Consider the following 15,960-nt stretch of genomic DNA (forward strand, 5'->3'; position numbering starts at 1 on the left):
AGCCATGCAACTGACCCGATTCACCGACTTCGGCCTGCGCGTCCTGATGTACCTGACGCAATGCCGTGACCGGCCCGCCGCCGTCACCATTCCAGAGATCGCCGACCGCTTCGCGCTGTCGCGCAATCATCTGGTCAAGGTGGTGCATTTCATGGCGCAGCGCGGGTGGGTCAGCACGACGCGCGGCAAGGGCGGCGGGCTGAGCCTGGCGCGTCCGGCCGCCGACTACCGGGTGGGCGACCTGATCCGCGAACTGGAGCAGCAGGGGCCGCTGATCGATTGCCATGAGCCGCCCTGCGCGCTGGACGGCGTCTGCCGGCTGTCGGGCGTGCTGGCGCAGACGCTGCAGGCATTCTATGACGTGCTCAACGGCTATACGCTGGCCGACCTGGTGCGAGAACCGACGGCGGCCGCCATCATCAAGTTGCACCGCGTGGCCTGAGATCACGCATGCACCGCATGCCCTGAGATCACTTTGCACCGCGTGCCCCGAGGCCGGGCAGCGTCCCAGCGGGCATGATGTTTGGTTATGGCCCCTGCGGCGTTTGGCATTTGCCGGCGCGGGCGCGCGTGTTACAGAATGGACGCATTCGCAGTCTTTTTTGGATAACGGTATGCGCGTTTGCGTAATCGGCGCCGGCGTCGTGGGTGTCGCATCGGCCTATTTTCTGGCGCGTCAGGGCCATGACGTGGTGCTGGTGGACGGCCAGCCCCGTCCGGCGGAAGTCTCCAGCTATGCCAATGGCGGCCAGCTCAGCTACAGCTATGTGGCGCCGCTGGCAGGGCCGGGCGTGCTGCCCAGCGTGCCCGGGTGGCTGCTGCGCCAGGACTCGCCGTTGCGCTTCCGGCCACGGCTGGATCCCCATCAGTGGCGCTGGTGCCTGCAATTCGCGCTGGCGTGCCGGGCATCGGTGGCCAGGAAGTCCACCGCCCAGCTCCTGACCCTGTCCTATCTCAGCCGCGACGTGATGCATGCCTTGCTGGAACAGGAGAACCTGGACTTCGGCCATCTGAAGAACGGCAAGCTCATCGCCTACCGCAGCGCGGAATTGCTGGACAAGGCCCGCGCGCTGGTGGCCTACCAGGCCGCGCACGGCGCCGACCAGCAGGTGTTGGACGCCGCCCAGACGCTGGCGCGCGAACCCGCGCTGGCCGGCATGGGCGGCAGCCTGGCCGGCGCCATCTATACCCCCAGCGAAGAGGCGGGCGATTGCCGCCAGTTCACCGAGGCGCTGTTCGACCGCCTGCAGACACTGGGCAACGTGCAGTGCGCCATGTCCAATCCCGTCTCCGGCCTGCAGCGCGAAGGCCGCCGTATCGTGGCCGTCAATACCCGGGACGGCGACATCGGCGCCGATGCCGTGGTACTCGCCACCGGCATCGGCACCCGCGCCCTGCTCAAGCCCCTGGGGCACGACGTGCCCTTGTATCCGCTCAAGGGATACAGCCTGAGCGTGCCGCTGGCGGAAGACGACACGGTGGCGCCGCGCATCAGCGTGACCGACTACGAACGCCGCATCGTCTACGCGCGCGTGGGTGGGGTGCTGCGGATCGCGGCCATGGTCGACATCGGCAGCGCCAATGCCGATATCGACACGGCGCGCATCGATCTGCTCAAGCGCCAGGTGCACGAGGCCTTTCCCGCGCTGGATCTGCGCCAGGCCATACCGTGGGCCGGACTGCGACCGGCCACACCCACGGGCAAGCCGCTGATCGGGCGCAGCCCGGCGGCCGACAACCTTTGGCTGAACATCGGCCAGGGCGCGCTGGGCTTCACCTTGGCCTGCGGCAGCGCCGCGCTGCTGGCCGCGCAGATGACCGGCCTGGAATTGCCGCTGGACGCCACGCCGTTCAGGCCCTGACCCCGCGGTCAAACGGATCTACGTCGGCACGCCTGGCGTCTCGGCCCGGGCCGGCGCGGGCGCTTCCCACACGCTGTGACTGCGGGGGGTCTCGAGCCGGTAATCCGAATACTTCCGGGTAAAGAACTCGGCGCCCAGCGTCTCTGCCGCTGCCAACGGCCGCCGCGGATCGAGCGCCACTTCGCCGCGCCGGTTGCCGGCGCCGTGCACGTAGCCGACGAAATCCGAATGCGTATAGCGCGCGTACTCCTGCACCTGATGCACGATGCCGAGCGCGGCGCCCGGATAGGTTTCTTCGGACGCCACAGCCAGGCCCAGGCGCTTGCCGGCCATGTGCGTCTTGACGCGTTCCGGTTCCGGGCCCGCGCCTGCGTAGTGGCTGAACGAGCGGTCGAAAAATGCCTTGGCCTGCGCGGACATGCCGTACCAGTAGACGGGGGTGCAGATCAGCACGCCGTCGGCGGGAAGAAAGTGCTCCAGGAACAGTTCGGCGTAGCGGTCGGCGGGCACGTCCGCGTGCCGCAGGTCCGGCAGGAACCCCTGGATGTAATCGTCCAGGAACAGCAGGGTCGTGAACGACCCGGCCGCGTCGGCGCCGTGTCGGGCGGCCTCGCCCAGCGCGGCACTGTTGCCGTTGCGGCGCGGGCTGCCGACCAGGATGAGCAGGCGGTTGGATTGTTGATTTGAATTCATGCTTGGCTCCAAGGGTGGAAGGGAAAGACCTGAATCCCAAGGCGAATGGTGGCGCTTGAGGGGGGGGGCGACAAATGACGATTCCTTGATTAAGATGAATTCAATTCATTCAGGAATCTGGCCATGTTCGCCTCGCTTCCCGTCACCGCGCTGCGCGCGTTCGAGGCCGCGGCCCGGCTGCGCAGCTTCAAGCTTGCGGCGGCCGAGCTCTCCGTCACGCCGACCGCGGTGTCCCATCAGATCAAGGCACTGGAACGGCACGTGGGATGCGCGCTGTTCGATCGCGTGCCGCGCGGGGTGCGCCTGACGGACAAGGGCGCGCGCCTGTTCGCGGGCGTGCATGGCGCCTTGCTGGACGTGGCGCAGACCCTGGATGCCCTGCGGCCCGCGCCCGCCTCGGGGGCGCTGACGGTGTCCACGACGCATTCGTTCGCGGCGCTGTGGCTGGTGCCGCGGCTGGGACGTTTCCACCAGGCCTGTCCGCAATACCAGTTGCGCCTGGACGCCAACCCGGACGCCGTGGATCTGCTGCAGGACGCCAGCGTGGACGTGGCCATCCGCTATAGCCGCCAGCGCTATCCGGCGCTGCATGCGGCCTGCGCGCTCCCCGAATGGTTCGGCGTCTACGGGTCGCCGGCGCAAGTGGCGCGGGCGGGCAGGCGCGCGCCCGCGCTGGTGACCGTGCGCTGGCAGGATTCCGAGCTGTACGGCCAGGGGTGGCAGGACTGGTGCGGGGCCGCCGGACTGCCGGCGTGGCGCCGGCCCGCCACCGAGCACGCCTACACGGAAGAACACTATGCCTTGCAGGCCGCCATCGCGGGCCAGGGCCTGGTGCTGGCCAGTTCGGTCATGGTGTCGGACAGCGTTGCCGCGGGAACGCTGGTGCCGTTCCGCCCGCAGGTCCGCGTCGAGGGTTCGGTCTATACCGCGCTGTGCGCGCCCGGGCGCGAACGGCACCCGCCCGTCAGGGCTTTTCTGACGTGGCTGCGCAAGGAATTCCGCGCTTAGGGCGATTCTCCGGATCGGCCCGAGGCGCGGGGGCAGCGGCAACCCCGACTGTCCCGCCGCCACGCTGGACGAAATCCTGGTGCAATGCGTCAATGACAGCGTCGCCGCAATCGGCGCGCCCATTCAATCAGCGGAGCCCGCGAGCCGTGAATCGATTCCATGAAATGACGGTTTTTTTGGCGGTGGCCGAAGCCGGCAGCTTCGCCGCCGCCTCCCGCCGCCTTGAAATGTCCGCGCCCTCGGTGACGCGCAGCGTCGCGGCGCTGGAACACCGGCTGGGCGCCTTGCTGCTGGTGCGCACCACCCGCAGCCTGCGCCTGACCGAGGCGGGGCAGCGTTACGCCGCCGACTGCCGCCGGATCCTCGACGAGGTCGAACAGGCCGATGACGCCGCCGCGGGCGCGATGTCCGCGCCGCGCGGCGCGCTCGGCATCACCGCGCCTGCCTTGTTCGGCGAACTGCACGTGATGCCCGCCGTGCTGGGCTACCTGCGCGAACACCGCGAGGTCTCGGTGCGAGCGCTGCTGGTCGACCGCGTGGTGAATCTGCTGGACGAAGGCATCGACGTGGCCGTGCGCATCGGCGCCTTGCCGGATTCCACGCTGACCGCGGTGCCGGTCGGGCATGTGCGCCGCGTGGTCTGCGCGTCGCCTGACTTCCTGCGGCAGCACGGCGCGCCCCAGGACCTGGATGCGCTGCATCGTTTCTGCACCATCACTGCGGCCATGGAGGGCAGGGGGCCGCAATGGCGCTTCCTGCAGGACGGGGAAGCCCGGCGACTGAATGTGGAATCGCAGCTCACGGTGACGTCGTTTCAGGCCGCCGTGATGGCGGCCCGCGAGGGCTGGGGCCTGACGCAGGTGGTGTCCTATCAGGTGGCCAGGCATCTGGCCAGCGGCGCCCTGGAAGTGGTGCTGCGGGATTTCGAGCTGCCGCCGATGCCGGTCCATGTGGTGTACCCCGAAGGCCGCAAGAGTTCGGCCAAGGTGCGCAGCTTCGTGGAATTCTGCGTGCAGGCGCTGCGCCGCGATCTGGCCGCGCTGCCGGCCTGAGGCTGCTTTATTTCATGCGCCGCAAGAGTGTCTTGCCGACGCTGGCCGTTCACCTTTGGCGCGCGGCGGTCCAAGATGGAAGCTCGATTCCACCTGGAGCCCCTGATGCAAGCCACCCCCCTGACGTTCTACAGCTTTTCCCTGTCCGGCCATGCGCACCGCGTCGCGCTGATGCTGTCCCTGCTGGACGTGCCGCACCGGACCGTCAACGTGGACCTGCGGGGCGGAGAACAGAAACGGCCTGAATTCCTGATGCTCAACGCGTTTGGCCAGGTGCCGGTGATCGACGACGGCGGCGTCGTGGTCGCCGATTCGACCGCCATCCTGATCTATCTGGCCAAGCGTTATGGCGGCGACGCATGGCTGCCCGCCGATCCGGCGGGCGCCGCCGCCGTGCAGCGCTGGCTGTCGGCGGCATCCGGCCCGTTGGCGACCGGCCCCGCCGCGGCACGGCTGGTGACGCTGTTTGGCGCGCCGTACGACGCCGAGAGCACCGTGGCGCGCGCGCATGCCTTTCTGGCCGTCCTGGACAAAGAGCTGGGCCGCCGCGATTTCCTGGCGGGCAGCGCGCCGACCATCGCGGACGTGGCTTGTTATGCCTACGTGGCGCATGCGCCCGAGGGCAACGTGTCCCTGGCGGACTATCCGGATGTCAGGGCGTGGCTCGCCCGCATCGAGAACCTGCCGCGCTTTGTCCCCATGGCCTCGTCCCCCGTGGGCCTGTTGGCTGCTTGAAGACGGGCGCCGCGCCCGCGTGGACATCATCATGACCATTCCCGAGACCTCTCTCGCCCCGTTGCCCTGGCACGCCGGCGAACGCCAGTTGCAAGACCACGCGGGCGTCGCCGCGCGCATGGCGCAGATCGGACCGAAGGTCATCCGCGACTACATGCCCGACCAGCATCGCGACTTTTTCGCGCAACTGCCCTTCCTGGTGGCGGGCGCGGTGGACGGGCAGGGCGATCCCTGGGCGGGCGTGCTGGAGGGCGAGCCGGGGTTTGCCGTGTCGCCCGATCCGCGCACCCTGCGCGTGACCGCCATGCCCGATGTGGACGACCCCTTGCGCGCCGGCCTGGGGCCGGGCCAGGCGGTGGGCCTGCTGGGGATCGAATTGCATACGCGCCGCCGCAACCGCATGAACGGCCGCATCGCGGGCTGGGACGGCAAGCGCTTCGACGTTGCCGTGGCGCAGTCCTTCGGCAACTGCCCGCAGTACATCCAGTCGCGCGACTTCTATCTTTCGCGCGCGCCGTCGATGCGTTTCGCCGCCGCCTTGCCCGAACGCGCCGGACTGGACGACGCGGCGCGCGCGCTGATCGCGGCTTCCGACACCTTCTTTGTCGCCAGCTACGTGGACCGGGACGAAAGCGCCGGCGGCCGCGGCGTGGATGTCTCGCACCGCGGCGGCAAGCCGGGGTTCGTGCGGGTGGACGGCGATGTGCTGACCATTCCGGATTTTTCCGGCAACCGCTTCTTCAACACGCTGGGCAACCTGACGGCCAACCCCGTGGCCGGACTGCTCTTCGTGGATTTTGAGCGCGGCGATGTGCTGCAACTGTGCGGACGCGCGGAAGTGATTCTGGACGACCCTGCGATTGCGGCGTTCGAGGGGGCTGAACGACTGTGGCGCGTGCATGTGCGCCGCGTGGTGCGGCGGCCGGGCGCGCTGGCTTTGCGCTGGCGGTTCGACGCCTATTCCCCGACCGCGCTGGCGACCGGGCAATGGCCGGCGGCCTAGGGTGTGCAAACGGCGCCAGCCTGGCGCCGGCCCTAGCCAGCGCTAGCCCGCCCTAGCCCGCCCTAGCCAGCCCTAGCCGGTCTGCGCCGTCTTCTGCACGACCGCGTCGCCGGGGCCGAGCAAGCGGCCGTCCTGCGCGCGGATCTCCATCCGGCGCACCGGCTGGCCGCGCTTGCGGTCGATCAGCGTCGAATGCGCTTCGCCGGGACTGTAGTAATGCGCTTCGCCCCACTGGCGCAGGCCGACGATCACCGGAAACAGCGCCTGGCCTTTTTCCGTGAGCACGTATTCCTGGTAGGCGCTTCCGTCGGACGCGGGCGCGACGGCGAGGATGTCGTGGGCGACCAGCGTGCGCAGGCGATCGCTGAGGATGTTCTTGGCCACGCCCAGGCTCTTCTGGAATTCGCCGAAGCGGCGCAGGCCGTCGAAGGCATCGCGCACGATCAGCAGCGACCACCAGTCGCCGATGGCGTCGAGCGAGCGCGCCACGGGGCAGGCGGCGCCTTCAAGGCTGGTGCGTTTGACCATGTCGGATCCTCATGAAGGGAGATGACGGTAGCGGACGGCAACGGCGGGGCCTGCAATTTACGGTTGCATTATAAAACCTGCAGGTCTAGCATTCTGGTTTCGTAATACAACCACAAAAGGACGGCAGATGGCCGCGACGCGCCCCGAACCCCCCGCTTGCGAACCCGAGGGCCGAATGCCCGCCGCCCTCGTCATGCTATTGGCCGTGGCCTGCGCCCTGAGCGTGGCCAATGTGTACTACGCCCAGCCTTTGCTGGACGCCATCGGACGTGAGTTCGGCATGGACGAGGCGGCGGTCGGCTGGGTTGTCACCGCCACGCAGCTAGGGTGCGCGATTGCGCTGCTGTTCGTGGTGCCGCTGGGCGATCTGCTGGACCGGCGCCGGCTCATGCTGGCGCAGCTGGGCCTGCTGGTACTGGCCCTGGGCGCGGTGGCGTCGTCGGCGAATTCGCCTTGGCTGCTGGCGGGCATGGTGGTCCTGGGACTGCTGGGCACGGCGATGACGCAGGGTCTGCTGGCGCTGTCCGCCGCGCTGGCCGCGCCGTCCGAGCGCGGGCGCGTGGTGGGGGCGGCCCAAGGCGGCGTGGTGATCGGCCTGCTGCTGGCGCGTACGCTGGCCGGCGCGGTGGCGGACCTGTGGGGCTGGCGCGCCGTGTATCTCGTATCGGCCTGCCTGTCCGCGCTGCTGGCGCTGGTGCTGGCGCGCTGGCTGCCGCGCCGCCGCCTGCCCACGGCCGATCTGAGCTACGGCGCATTGCTGCGTTCCGTCTGCGTGCTGCTTGCCACCGAGCGGGTCTTGCGCGTGCGCGGCACGATCGCGCTGCTGATGTTCGCGGCGCTCAGCGTGTTCTGGACCGCTTTGGTGCTGCCGCTGAGCGCGCCACCGCATTCGCTGTCGCATACGGCGGTGGGCGCATTCGGGCTGGTGGGTGTGGTGGGCGTGCTGATGGCGGCGCGCGCCGGCCGGCTGGCCGACAGCGGCCATGGCCAGAAGACCACGGGCGCGGGATTGGCGCTGCTGTGCCTGGCCTGGATCCCGATTGCGTTCCTGGATCGCAGCCTGTGGGCGCTGGCGCTGGGCGTGCTGGTTCTGGACGTCGCCCTGCAGGCGCTGCACGTGACCAATCAGGCCATGATCTTCAGCATCGGCGCGCAGGCGCACAGCCGGCTGGTGGGCGCCTACATGATGTTCTACGCGGTCGGCAGCGGCCTCGGATCGATCGCGTCCACGGCCGTGTACGCGCGGGCCGGATGGCTGGGCGTATGCGCGCTGGGCGCGGGCATCAGCGTGGCGGCATTGCTGTTCTGGGCGGCGACGGCGCCGCGCGGTTCGGCCCGCTTGCGCGGGTCGCCGGATGCCCGGTCGCCGCATGGCCGGTCCGAGGATGGCAGGCTGCCGCAGGCCCGGCCCCCGGAGCCCCGGCCCTGCGGTCAGGGACGCGTCTAGGCGCTACGGCTGCACCTCGTACTCCGCCGATCCCAGCACCACCGCCGCCAGCCCCGGCGCCTGCGTCAGCTTGTGCAGCGCATAGCATTGCGCGGTGGCGATCTTGGCGTTGTGGAAGGCCGGGTCTTCGGCCTGCAGGTCCAGGCTGGCGAGCAGGGCGCGGGCCATCTGCCAGCCGGCGAACGTGGTGCCCGCCAGCAGCAGGTAGGGCACCGCGGCGCCGAAGACCGCATTGGGGTTGCCGGCGGCATTGGCAAGGATGAACTCGACTGAGCTGGCCAGCGCTTCGCGGGCCTCGCGCAGCGGCTTGAGCATGCGCTTGGCGGCGGGCTCGCCGCGGGCTTCGAGGTCGGCTTCGGTCTGGCGCACCGCGTCCAGCAATGCGCGCGCCACGGCGCCGCCGTCGCGCAAGGTCTTGCGGCCGACCAGATCGTTGGCCTGGATCGCGGTGGTGCCTTCGTAGATGGTCAGGATGCGCGCGTCGCGGTAGTACTGCGCCGCCCCGGTCTCTTCGATGAATCCCATGCCGCCATGGACCTGCACGCCCAGGCTCGCGACGTCGATCGACATCTCGGTGCACCAGCCCTTGACGATGGGAACCAGGAATTCCTGGATGGCGAGCTGGCGCCTGCGCTCGCCGGCGTCGGGGCTGGCGTGCGCCAGGTCGGCGTGGCCCGCCGTGACGTAGGCCAGCGCGCGGCCGGCCTCGGTCAGCGCGCGCATGGTGCCCAGCATGCGGCGCACGTCCGGGTGCTGGATGATGGGCACGGCGTCGCGCGACGAGCCGTCCACGGGGCGGCTCTGCACGCGCTCGGCGGCATAGGCCAGCGCGTGCTGGTAGGCGCGGTCGGCGATGGCGATGCCTTGCACGCCGACCGCGTAGCGGGCGGCGTTCATCATGATGAACATGGCGTCCAGGCCGCGGTTTTCCTGGCCCACCAGGTAGCCGAGCGCGCCGCCGGCATCGCCGAATTGCAGCGTGGCGGTGGGGCTGGCCTTGATGCCCAGCTTGTGTTCGATGGACACGCAGGCGACGTCGTTGCGCTCGCCCAGCGTGCCGTCGTCATTGATCAGGAACTTGGGCACCAGGAACAGCGAGATACCCTTCACGCCTTCGGGCGCATCGGGCAGCCGGGCCAGGACCAGGTGCAGGATGTTCTCGGTCAGGTCATGGTCGCCGTAGGTGATGAAGATCTTGGTGCCGGACAGGCGGTAGGTGCCGTCGCCCACCGGCTGGGCGCGGGTGCGGATCATGGCCAGGTCGGAGCCGGCCTGCGGCTCGGTCAGGTTCATGGTGCCGGTCCACTGGCCGGAGATCATGGGCCCGATGAAGCGCTCGCGCAGCTCGGGCGATCCCGCCGTCATGAGCGCTTCGATGGCGCCGTTGGTCAGCAACGGGCACAAGGCGAACGACAGGTTGGCGGCGTTCAGCATTTCGGCGCAGGGCGAACCGATCAGGCCGGGCAGCCCCTGGCCGCCGTATTCCACGGGATGCGACAGGCCCTGCCACCCTGCATCCGCGTATTGGCGGAAGGCCTGCTTGAAGCCCGGCGCGGTGGCGACGGCGCCGTCGCGCCAGGTGCTGGGCTCGCGGTCGGCGGGGTGGTTCAACGGCGCCAGGACGTCCGCGGCGAAGTGGGCGGATTCTTCCAGCACGGCCTGGGCGGTGTCGGGCGTGGCTTCCTCGAAACCGGGCAGGGCGGCCACTTGGGGCAGGCCGGCCAGGTGGTTCAGCACGAACAGCATGTCTTTCACGGGGGCTTGGTACGTCATGGCGTATGCGCTCCTGGATTTTTGGGGAAAGGGAATCAGGCAGGCTTGTCGGGATTGGCGACGTCGATGGCCGACGTGGCGCCCACGGCCGCGCGCAGCTCGAATTTCTGGATCTTGCCGGTGGAGGTCTTGGGGAGTTCACCGAAGCGCACCGCGCGCGGCACTTTGAAGCCGGGCAGCAGCAGCTTGCAATGCGCGATGATCTCCTCGGCGGTGGCGGCGCAGCCGGGCTTGAGTTCGACGAAGGCGCAGGGCGTCTCGCCCCACTTGGGGTCGGGCATGGCCACCACGGCCACCGCCGCCACGGCGGGATGGCGGTACAGCGCGTCCTCGACCTCGATGCTGGAGATGTTCTCGCCGCCCGAGATGATGATGTCCTTGCTGCGGTCCTTGATGCGGACATACCCGTCGGCCGTCATCACGCCCAGGTCGCCGGTATGGAACCAGCCGCCCGCGAAGGCTTCCTCGGTGGCGCGTTCGTTCTTCAGGTAGCCCTTCATGCAGATGTTGCCGCGGAACATGATTTCGCCGATGGTCTGTTCGTCGGGCGGCACGGCCTGCATGGTCTGCGGGTTGCGCACGGAGACGCCGGCCTGCAGGTGATAGCGCACCCCCTGGCGCGCGGTCAGCAGCGCGCGCCGTTCGTCGTCCAGCGCGTCCCAGGCGTCCTGGCGGGCGCAGACGGCGGCGGGGCCGTAGACTTCGGTCAGCCCGTACACATGGGTCAGCTCGAAACCGATGTCGCGCATCTTGGCGATGACGGCGGGCGCGGGCGCGGCGCCCGCCACCATGGTGCGCACGGTATGCGTGATGCCGGCGCGCATCTCGGCCGGGGCGTTGGCCAGCGCGCTTTGCACGATGGGCGCGCCGCAGTAGTGGGTGACGCCTTCATCGCGGATCAGGTCGAACACGGTCTGGGGATCGAACTTGCGCAGGCACACGTTCACGCCGGCGCGCGCGGCGACGGTCCAGGCGAAGCACCAGCCGTTGCAATGGAACAGCGGCAGCGTCCACAAGTACACCGGGTGCTTGGGCATGTCCCATTCAAGGATGTTGCTGATCGCGTTCATGTAGGCGCCGCGATAGTGGTACACGACGCCCTTGGGATCGCCGGTGGTGCCGGACGTGTAGTTCAGGGCGATGGCGTCCCATTCGTCGGCGGGCGGCTTCCAGTCGTACTCGGCGGGGGCGGCGGCCAGGAACGCCTCGTAGTCGGTGGCGCCCGGCAGCGTGGCGGGCGCGCCTTCCAGGTCATGCACGGAGATGACCGCCAGATGCGGAAACTCGGCGCGGGCCCGCTGGGCCAGTTCGGCGTATTCGGTGTCGATGATGAGCGCGCGGGCTTCGCCATGGCCCAGCATGAACAGCACGCTGGGCGTGTCCAGGCGGGTGTTCAGCGTGTTGAGCACGGCGCCCAGCATCGGCACCCCGAAGTGCGCCTCGACCATGGCCGGAATATTGGGCAGCATCACGGCGACGGTGTCGCCGCGCTTGATGCCGGCTTGCGCCAGCGCGCCGGCCAGCCGCTGGGCACGCTCGTAGGTCTGCGCCCAGGTTCGGCGCGTCTTGCCGTGGACGATGGCCAGCCGATGGCCGTAGACTTGCGCCGCCCGTGCGATGAAATCCACGGGGGTCAGGGCTTCGTAATTGGCCTCACGGCGCGCAAGGCCGTGATCGAACATGCTGCTCATGTTTTGTCTCCGATGGGGCGCGGGCGCCGCCGGTACGTCTGCGGGGTATTTGATCCCCGTCGCTTGCTCCAGCTTATGCCTGGCCGGAAAATGGTGTCTGTCGCCTGCATGACAGACCGCCGGCCGGCCCCGTTTCCCCAAGTTTTACACGGTTCCGCACATGTCCGATGTTTCAAACGCAGTTTCCCCCGCAGAGCTGTCCCGGCTGTTTCGCGCCTGCGCCTGGTTCGCCGCGCTGGACGCCCGGCACCAGGACCTGGTGCTGGCCACTTCGCGCGCCGAACACGTCGCCAGCGGCGCCTGGATCGCGCGGCGCAACGCGCCCTCGGATTACTGGCTGGGCGTAAACAAGGGCCTGCTGAAGCTGGCGATCTACAACGAGTCGGGCCGTAGCTGCACGTTTTCGGGCGTGCCGCCGGGCGGCTGGTTCGGCGAGGGCAGCGTCATCAAGCGCGAGCTGCGCAAATACGATGTGGTGGCGATCCAGCCGTCGCTGGTGATGCTGGTGCCGTCCGCCACGTTTCACGCGCTGCTGTCGGCCAGCCTGCCGTTTTCGCACTTCGTCATCGGCCAGTTGAATGACCGCATGGGCGAGTTCATCGCGTCCATCCAGAACCACCGTTTGCTGGATGCCGATGCGCGGGTGGCGCAATCGCTGGCGCAGCTATTCAACCCGCAGCTATATCCGTCCACCGACCTGACCCTGGCGATCTCCCAGGAAGAACTGGGCTTTCTGACGGGACTGTCGCGGCAGCGGGTCAACCAGGCCTTGCAGGCGCTGGCCGATCAGGGAATCCTGGCGCTGGCCTACAACCAGATCAAGGTGCGGGAACTCGACCGCCTGCGTCAATACGGGCTGGACCAGATCTGAAAGGCCCGGGGTTTCACGCGGGCTGCAAGGCGCGGGCCAGCGCCGCCCGCGCCAGGATGCGGGTGGAGTCCAGCGTGGGCAGGGTGGAATTGCCGTCGTTCAGCACCAGCGGCAATTCGGTGCATCCCAGCACCACCGCGTCGCAGCCGGCGCCGCGCAGGCGCTCGATGATGCCTTGCAGCCGGGCCACGGAGTCCGGCTTGAACACGCCGTAGACTAGCTCGTCCATGATGATCCGGCCCAGCGCCTGGCGGTCGTCCTCGGGCGGGCGCAGATAGTCCAGGCCGCGTTCGCTCAGCTTGGCGGGGTAGACGTCGCTGTCCACCAGCCAGTGGGTGCCCAGGATGCCGATGCGGCGATAGCCGCGCGCCGCCGCCGCGCTGGCGGCTTCTTCGGCGATATGCAGCCAGGGCAGGGGAGACCGCGGCAGCACATGGTCCAGCGCCTGATGGATGGTGTTGTCCGGGCAGATCAGAAAATCCGCGCCCGCGCGCGCCAGCTTTTCGGCGGACGACAGCATCAGCGCGCCCACGCCGGCCAGATCGCGACGGTCCAGGCAGGCGACGTAGTCCGCCAGCGAATGCGTGTGCAGCGATATTTCGGGGTGCGCGTGCGGCCCCATGCGCCGCGCGCCTTCCGCGCACACGGTGCGGTAGCAGAGCGCCGCGCCTTCGGCGGAGCAGGCGACGATTCCGATGTGCAGCGGCATGGCGGTCATGTGGGGGATCCTTGTTCGGTATCCGCAAGTGGCGGGCGCGCCCGGGCGGGTGGTGTCAGGGTGAAAAGAACCCGGCGCCAGTGATTTATACCCTTTTCCTGAACGGTAGAAATAACCCCGCCGATTTCAAGGCGCTGATTCGCCGGGCTTTTTTTCTGGCACGGTTTTCGCATAAGGGAACGTACCCAACCAACCGCAACACAGGAGGGCGTTCCCATCATGGGTCCGTATCGGAAATTATGGTTCACGTTGATCGCCGTGGTGGCGATCACATTCGCATTGCTGGGCTTCTACGGCGGAGAGGTCTACCGGCAGGCTCCGCCCATCCCCGGGCAGATCGTGACGACGGACGGCCGGGCGCTGTTCGGCCGCGAGGACATCCTGGACGGTCAGACCGCCTGGCAGTCCGTGGGCGGCATGCAGCTAGGCTCGGTCTGGGGGCACGGCGCGTACCAGGCGCCGGACTGGACGGCCGACTGGCTGCACCGCGAACTGATGGCCTGGCTGGACCTGGCCGCGCGCGATGAGCACGGCCAGGCCTACGATAAGCTCGCCGCGCCCGCGCAGGCAGCCCTGCGCGAATCGCTCAAGGCCGAGTACCGCGGCAACCGCAGCGACGCCGCCACGGACACCTTGACGATCACGCCGCGCCGCGCGCTCGCCATCGAGCAGACCGCGGCCTACTACGACCAGCTTTTCTCGGATGCGCCGGCCTTGCACCGCAGCCGCGAGAACTTCGCGATGAAGGAAAACACGCTGCCCGACGCCGCGCGCCGCACCCAGCTCACGCAGTTCTTCTTCTGGACGGCATGGGCGGCGGCGACCGAGCGCGAGGGCAAGCCGGTCACCTACACCAACAACTGGCCGCACGAACCGCTGATCGGCAACCAGCCCAGCGCGGAAAACGTGATGTGGTCCATCATCAGCGTGGTGGTGCTGCTGGCGGGCATCGGCTTCCTGGTCTGGGCCTGGGCGTTCCTGCGCGGCAAGGAAGAAGAAGAGCCGCAAGCGCCCGCGCGCGACCCGCTCACCACGTTTGCCCTGACGCCGTCGCAACGCGCGCTGGGCAAATACCTGTTCCTGGTCGTGGCGCTGTTCGGCTTCCAGGTGCTGCTGGGCGGTTTCACCGCGCACTACACCGTTGAAGGGCAGAAGTTCTATGGCATCGACGTATCGCAGTGGTTCCCCTATTCGCTGGTGCGCACCTGGCACATCCAGAGCGCGCTGTTCTGGATCGCCACCGGCTTCCTGGCCGCGGGCCTGTTCCTGGCGCCCCTGATCAACGGCGGGCGCGATCCCAAGTATCAGAAGGTGGGCGTGGACATCCTGTTCTGGGCCTTGGTGCTGGTGGTGGTCGGCTCGTTTACCGGCAACTACCTGGCCATCGCGCAGATCATGCCGCCGGACCTGAACTTCTGGCTGGGCCACCAGGGCTATGAATATGTGGACCTGGGACGCCTGTGGCAGATCGGCAAGTTCGCCGGCATCTGCTTCTGGCTGGTGCTGATGCTGCGCGGTATCGTGCCCGCCCTGCGCACGCCGGGCGGCGACAAGAACCTGCTGGCGCTGTTGACGGCTTCCGTCGGCGCGATCGGGCTGTTCTACGGCGCGGGCTTTTTCTACGGCGAACGCACGCACCTGACGGTGATGGAGTACTGGCGCTGGTGGATCGTCCACCTGTGGGTCGAAGGCTTCTTTGAAGTGTTCGCCACCACGGCGCTGGCCTTCATCTTCTCGACGCTCGGCCTGGTGTCGCGCCGCATGGCAACCACCGCCAGCCTGGCCTCGGCCTCGCTGTTCATGCTGGGCGGCATTCCGGGCACGTTCCATCACCTGTACTTCGCCGGTACGACCACGCCCGTGATGGCGGTGGGCGCGAGCTTCTCGGCGCTGGAAGTGGTACCGCTGATCGTGCTGGGCCACGAGGCCTGGGAAAACTGGCGCCTGAAGACCCGCGCGCCGTGGATGGCCGACCTGAAGTGGCCGCTGATGTGCTTTGTGGCCGTGGCCTTCTGGAACATGCTGGGCGCGGGCGTCTTCGGCTTCATGATCAATCCGCCGATCTCGCTGTATTACATCCAGGGCCTGAACACCACGCCGGTCCACGCGCACGCCGCGCTGTTCGGGGTGTATGGCTTCCTGGCGCTGGGTTTCACCCTGCTGGTGCTGCGCTACATCCGTCCGCAGTATTCCCTTAGCCCTGGCTTGATGAAGCTGGCGTTCTGGGGCATGAACGTGGGCCTGGCGCTGATGATCTTCACCAGCCTGCTGCCCGTGGGCCTGATCCAGTTCCATGCCAGCGTCAGCGAAGGCATGTGGTATGCCCGCAGCGAGGCCTTCATGCAGCAGGATCTGTTGAAGACCCTGCGCTGGGGCCGCACCTTTGGCGACGTGGTGTTCCTGCTGGGCGCGCTGGCCATGGTCATGCAAGTGATCCTGGGGCTCCTGAGCGCCAAGCCCTCGCTGGCCGAGCCGCGTCTGCAGCCCAAGGCTGCGCGAGGCTGATCCGCGGGCATCCGCCACTTTGCGCCAGCGCAACGTGGCGGGCCCGCGCTGACGGTCCAATGGAAGCAGAGCCC

General features: G+C 68.5%; 14 protein-coding genes. 9 read left to right on the top strand and 5 right to left on the bottom strand.

The genetic code is table 11. From position 1 onward, the window contains the following. Positions 1-4 precede the first annotated feature (4 nt). Complete coding sequence (locus tag ASE30_RS22065; RefSeq protein ID WP_057286421.1) at positions 5-442, top strand: Rrf2 family transcriptional regulator; 438 nt, start codon at positions 5-7, stop codon at positions 440-442. A gap of 172 nt (positions 443-614) precedes the next feature. Continuing rightward, positions 615-1,862, top strand: coding sequence for a D-amino acid dehydrogenase (locus ASE30_RS22070; protein ID WP_057286422.1), 1,248 nt, complete (start codon positions 615-617; stop codon positions 1,860-1,862). A gap of 18 nt (positions 1,863-1,880) precedes the next feature. Here ASE30_RS22070 and ASE30_RS22075 read toward each other — a convergent pair whose 3' ends face one another. Continuing rightward, positions 1,881-2,555 (bottom strand): flavodoxin family protein, encoded by a 675-nt coding sequence (locus ASE30_RS22075; protein ID WP_057286423.1) that lies wholly within the window; start codon positions 2,553-2,555, stop codon positions 1,881-1,883. A gap of 123 nt (positions 2,556-2,678) precedes the next feature. Between ASE30_RS22075 and ASE30_RS22080 the strand changes: the two genes are divergently transcribed. The 4 genes from ASE30_RS22080 to ASE30_RS22095 all read left to right on the top strand — a co-directional run bounded on the left by ASE30_RS22080 (position 2,679) and on the right by ASE30_RS22095 (position 6,353). Next, on the top strand, positions 2,679-3,563 hold the full coding sequence (locus ASE30_RS22080) for a LysR substrate-binding domain-containing protein (RefSeq protein ID WP_057286424.1): 885 nt from the start codon (positions 2,679-2,681) through the stop codon (positions 3,561-3,563). Positions 3,564-3,727: 164 nt separating this feature from the next. Continuing rightward, positions 3,728-4,615: a LysR family transcriptional regulator gene (locus ASE30_RS22085; protein WP_082601677.1), complete on the top strand. Its 888-nt coding sequence runs from the start codon at positions 3,728-3,730 to the stop codon at positions 4,613-4,615. Positions 4,616-4,720: 105 nt separating this feature from the next. Then, positions 4,721-5,350: a glutathione S-transferase family protein gene (locus ASE30_RS22090; RefSeq protein WP_057286426.1), complete on the top strand. Its 630-nt coding sequence runs from the start codon at positions 4,721-4,723 to the stop codon at positions 5,348-5,350. 31 nt (positions 5,351-5,381) lie between these two features. Further along, a complete protein-coding gene (locus tag ASE30_RS22095; RefSeq protein WP_057286615.1) occupies positions 5,382-6,353 on the top strand; it encodes a pyridoxamine 5'-phosphate oxidase family protein in 972 nt (323 codons plus the stop codon). A 72-nt stretch (positions 6,354-6,425) separates the two neighbouring features. Here the strand turns inward: ASE30_RS22095 and ASE30_RS22100 are convergent, their stop codons facing one another. After that, on the bottom strand, positions 6,426-6,881 hold the full coding sequence (locus tag ASE30_RS22100) for a helix-turn-helix domain-containing protein (RefSeq protein ID WP_057286427.1): 456 nt from the start codon (positions 6,879-6,881) through the stop codon (positions 6,426-6,428). A gap of 127 nt (positions 6,882-7,008) precedes the next feature. On the opposite strand from ASE30_RS22100, the gene ASE30_RS22105 reads away from it, so the two are divergent. Beyond that, positions 7,009-8,328: an MFS transporter gene (locus tag ASE30_RS22105; protein ID WP_082601678.1), complete on the top strand. Its 1,320-nt coding sequence runs from the start codon at positions 7,009-7,011 to the stop codon at positions 8,326-8,328. 3 nt (positions 8,329-8,331) lie between these two features. On the opposite strand, the gene ASE30_RS22110 is transcribed toward ASE30_RS22105, so the two are convergent. Together ASE30_RS22110 and ASE30_RS22115 are read right to left on the bottom strand one after the other, a co-directional pair. Continuing rightward, entirely contained in the window at positions 8,332-10,101 is a 1,770-nt protein-coding gene (locus ASE30_RS22110) for an acyl-CoA dehydrogenase (RefSeq protein WP_057286428.1), read from the bottom strand. Between the two features lie 35 nt (positions 10,102-10,136). Then, a complete protein-coding gene (locus tag ASE30_RS22115) occupies positions 10,137-11,792 on the bottom strand; it encodes an acyl-CoA synthetase (protein ID WP_057286429.1) in 1,656 nt (551 codons plus the stop codon). A 160-nt stretch (positions 11,793-11,952) separates the two neighbouring features. On the opposite strand from ASE30_RS22115, the gene ASE30_RS22120 reads away from it, so the two are divergent. After that, positions 11,953-12,663 (top strand): Crp/Fnr family transcriptional regulator, encoded by a 711-nt coding sequence (locus tag ASE30_RS22120; protein WP_057286430.1) that lies wholly within the window; start codon positions 11,953-11,955, stop codon positions 12,661-12,663. Between the two features lie 13 nt (positions 12,664-12,676). On the opposite strand, the gene ASE30_RS22125 is transcribed toward ASE30_RS22120, so the two are convergent. Then, positions 12,677-13,381, bottom strand: coding sequence for an aspartate/glutamate racemase family protein (locus ASE30_RS22125; protein ID WP_057286431.1), 705 nt, complete (start codon positions 13,379-13,381; stop codon positions 12,677-12,679). 219 nt (positions 13,382-13,600) lie between these two features. Here ASE30_RS22125 and ASE30_RS22130 point away from each other — a divergent pair, with 219 nt between their 5' ends. Continuing rightward, positions 13,601-15,886, top strand: coding sequence for a nitric-oxide reductase large subunit (locus ASE30_RS22130; RefSeq protein ID WP_057286432.1), 2,286 nt, complete (start codon positions 13,601-13,603; stop codon positions 15,884-15,886). Positions 15,887-15,960 lie beyond the last annotated feature (74 nt).

The sequence above is a fragment of the Achromobacter sp. Root83 genome, assembly GCF_001428845.1.
Classification (GTDB): Bacteria; Pseudomonadota; Gammaproteobacteria; order Burkholderiales; family Burkholderiaceae_B; genus Achromobacter.

Bases quoted from the DNA above. Each gene is read 5' to 3' on its own strand.
- ASE30_RS22105 (WP_082601678.1), top strand. From the start codon at position 7,009: ATGGCCGCGACGCGCCCCGAACCCCCCGCTTGCGAACCCGAGGGCCGA.
- ASE30_RS22070 (WP_057286422.1), top strand. From the start codon at position 615: ATGCGCGTTTGCGTAATCGGCGCCGGCGTCGTGGGTGTCGCATCGGCC.
- ASE30_RS22065 (WP_057286421.1), top strand. From the start codon at position 5: ATGCAACTGACCCGATTCACCGACTTCGGCCTGCGCGTCCTGATGTAC.
- ASE30_RS22090 (WP_057286426.1), top strand. From the start codon at position 4,721: ATGCAAGCCACCCCCCTGACGTTCTACAGCTTTTCCCTGTCCGGCCAT.
- ASE30_RS22130 (WP_057286432.1), top strand. From the start codon at position 13,601: ATGGGTCCGTATCGGAAATTATGGTTCACGTTGATCGCCGTGGTGGCG.
- ASE30_RS22125 (WP_057286431.1), bottom strand. From the start codon at position 13,381: ATGACCGCCATGCCGCTGCACATCGGAATCGTCGCCTGCTCCGCCGAA.
- ASE30_RS22080 (WP_057286424.1), top strand. From the start codon at position 2,679: ATGTTCGCCTCGCTTCCCGTCACCGCGCTGCGCGCGTTCGAGGCCGCG.
- ASE30_RS22110 (WP_057286428.1), bottom strand. From the start codon at position 10,101: ATGACGTACCAAGCCCCCGTGAAAGACATGCTGTTCGTGCTGAACCAC.
- ASE30_RS22115 (WP_057286429.1), bottom strand. From the start codon at position 11,792: ATGAGCAGCATGTTCGATCACGGCCTTGCGCGCCGTGAGGCCAATTAC.
- ASE30_RS22085 (WP_082601677.1), top strand. From the start codon at position 3,728: ATGACGGTTTTTTTGGCGGTGGCCGAAGCCGGCAGCTTCGCCGCCGCC.
- ASE30_RS22100 (WP_057286427.1), bottom strand. From the start codon at position 6,881: ATGGTCAAACGCACCAGCCTTGAAGGCGCCGCCTGCCCCGTGGCGCGC.
- ASE30_RS22120 (WP_057286430.1), top strand. From the start codon at position 11,953: ATGTCCGATGTTTCAAACGCAGTTTCCCCCGCAGAGCTGTCCCGGCTG.
- ASE30_RS22095 (WP_057286615.1), top strand. From the start codon at position 5,382: ATGACCATTCCCGAGACCTCTCTCGCCCCGTTGCCCTGGCACGCCGGC.
- ASE30_RS22075 (WP_057286423.1), bottom strand. From the start codon at position 2,555: ATGAATTCAAATCAACAATCCAACCGCCTGCTCATCCTGGTCGGCAGC.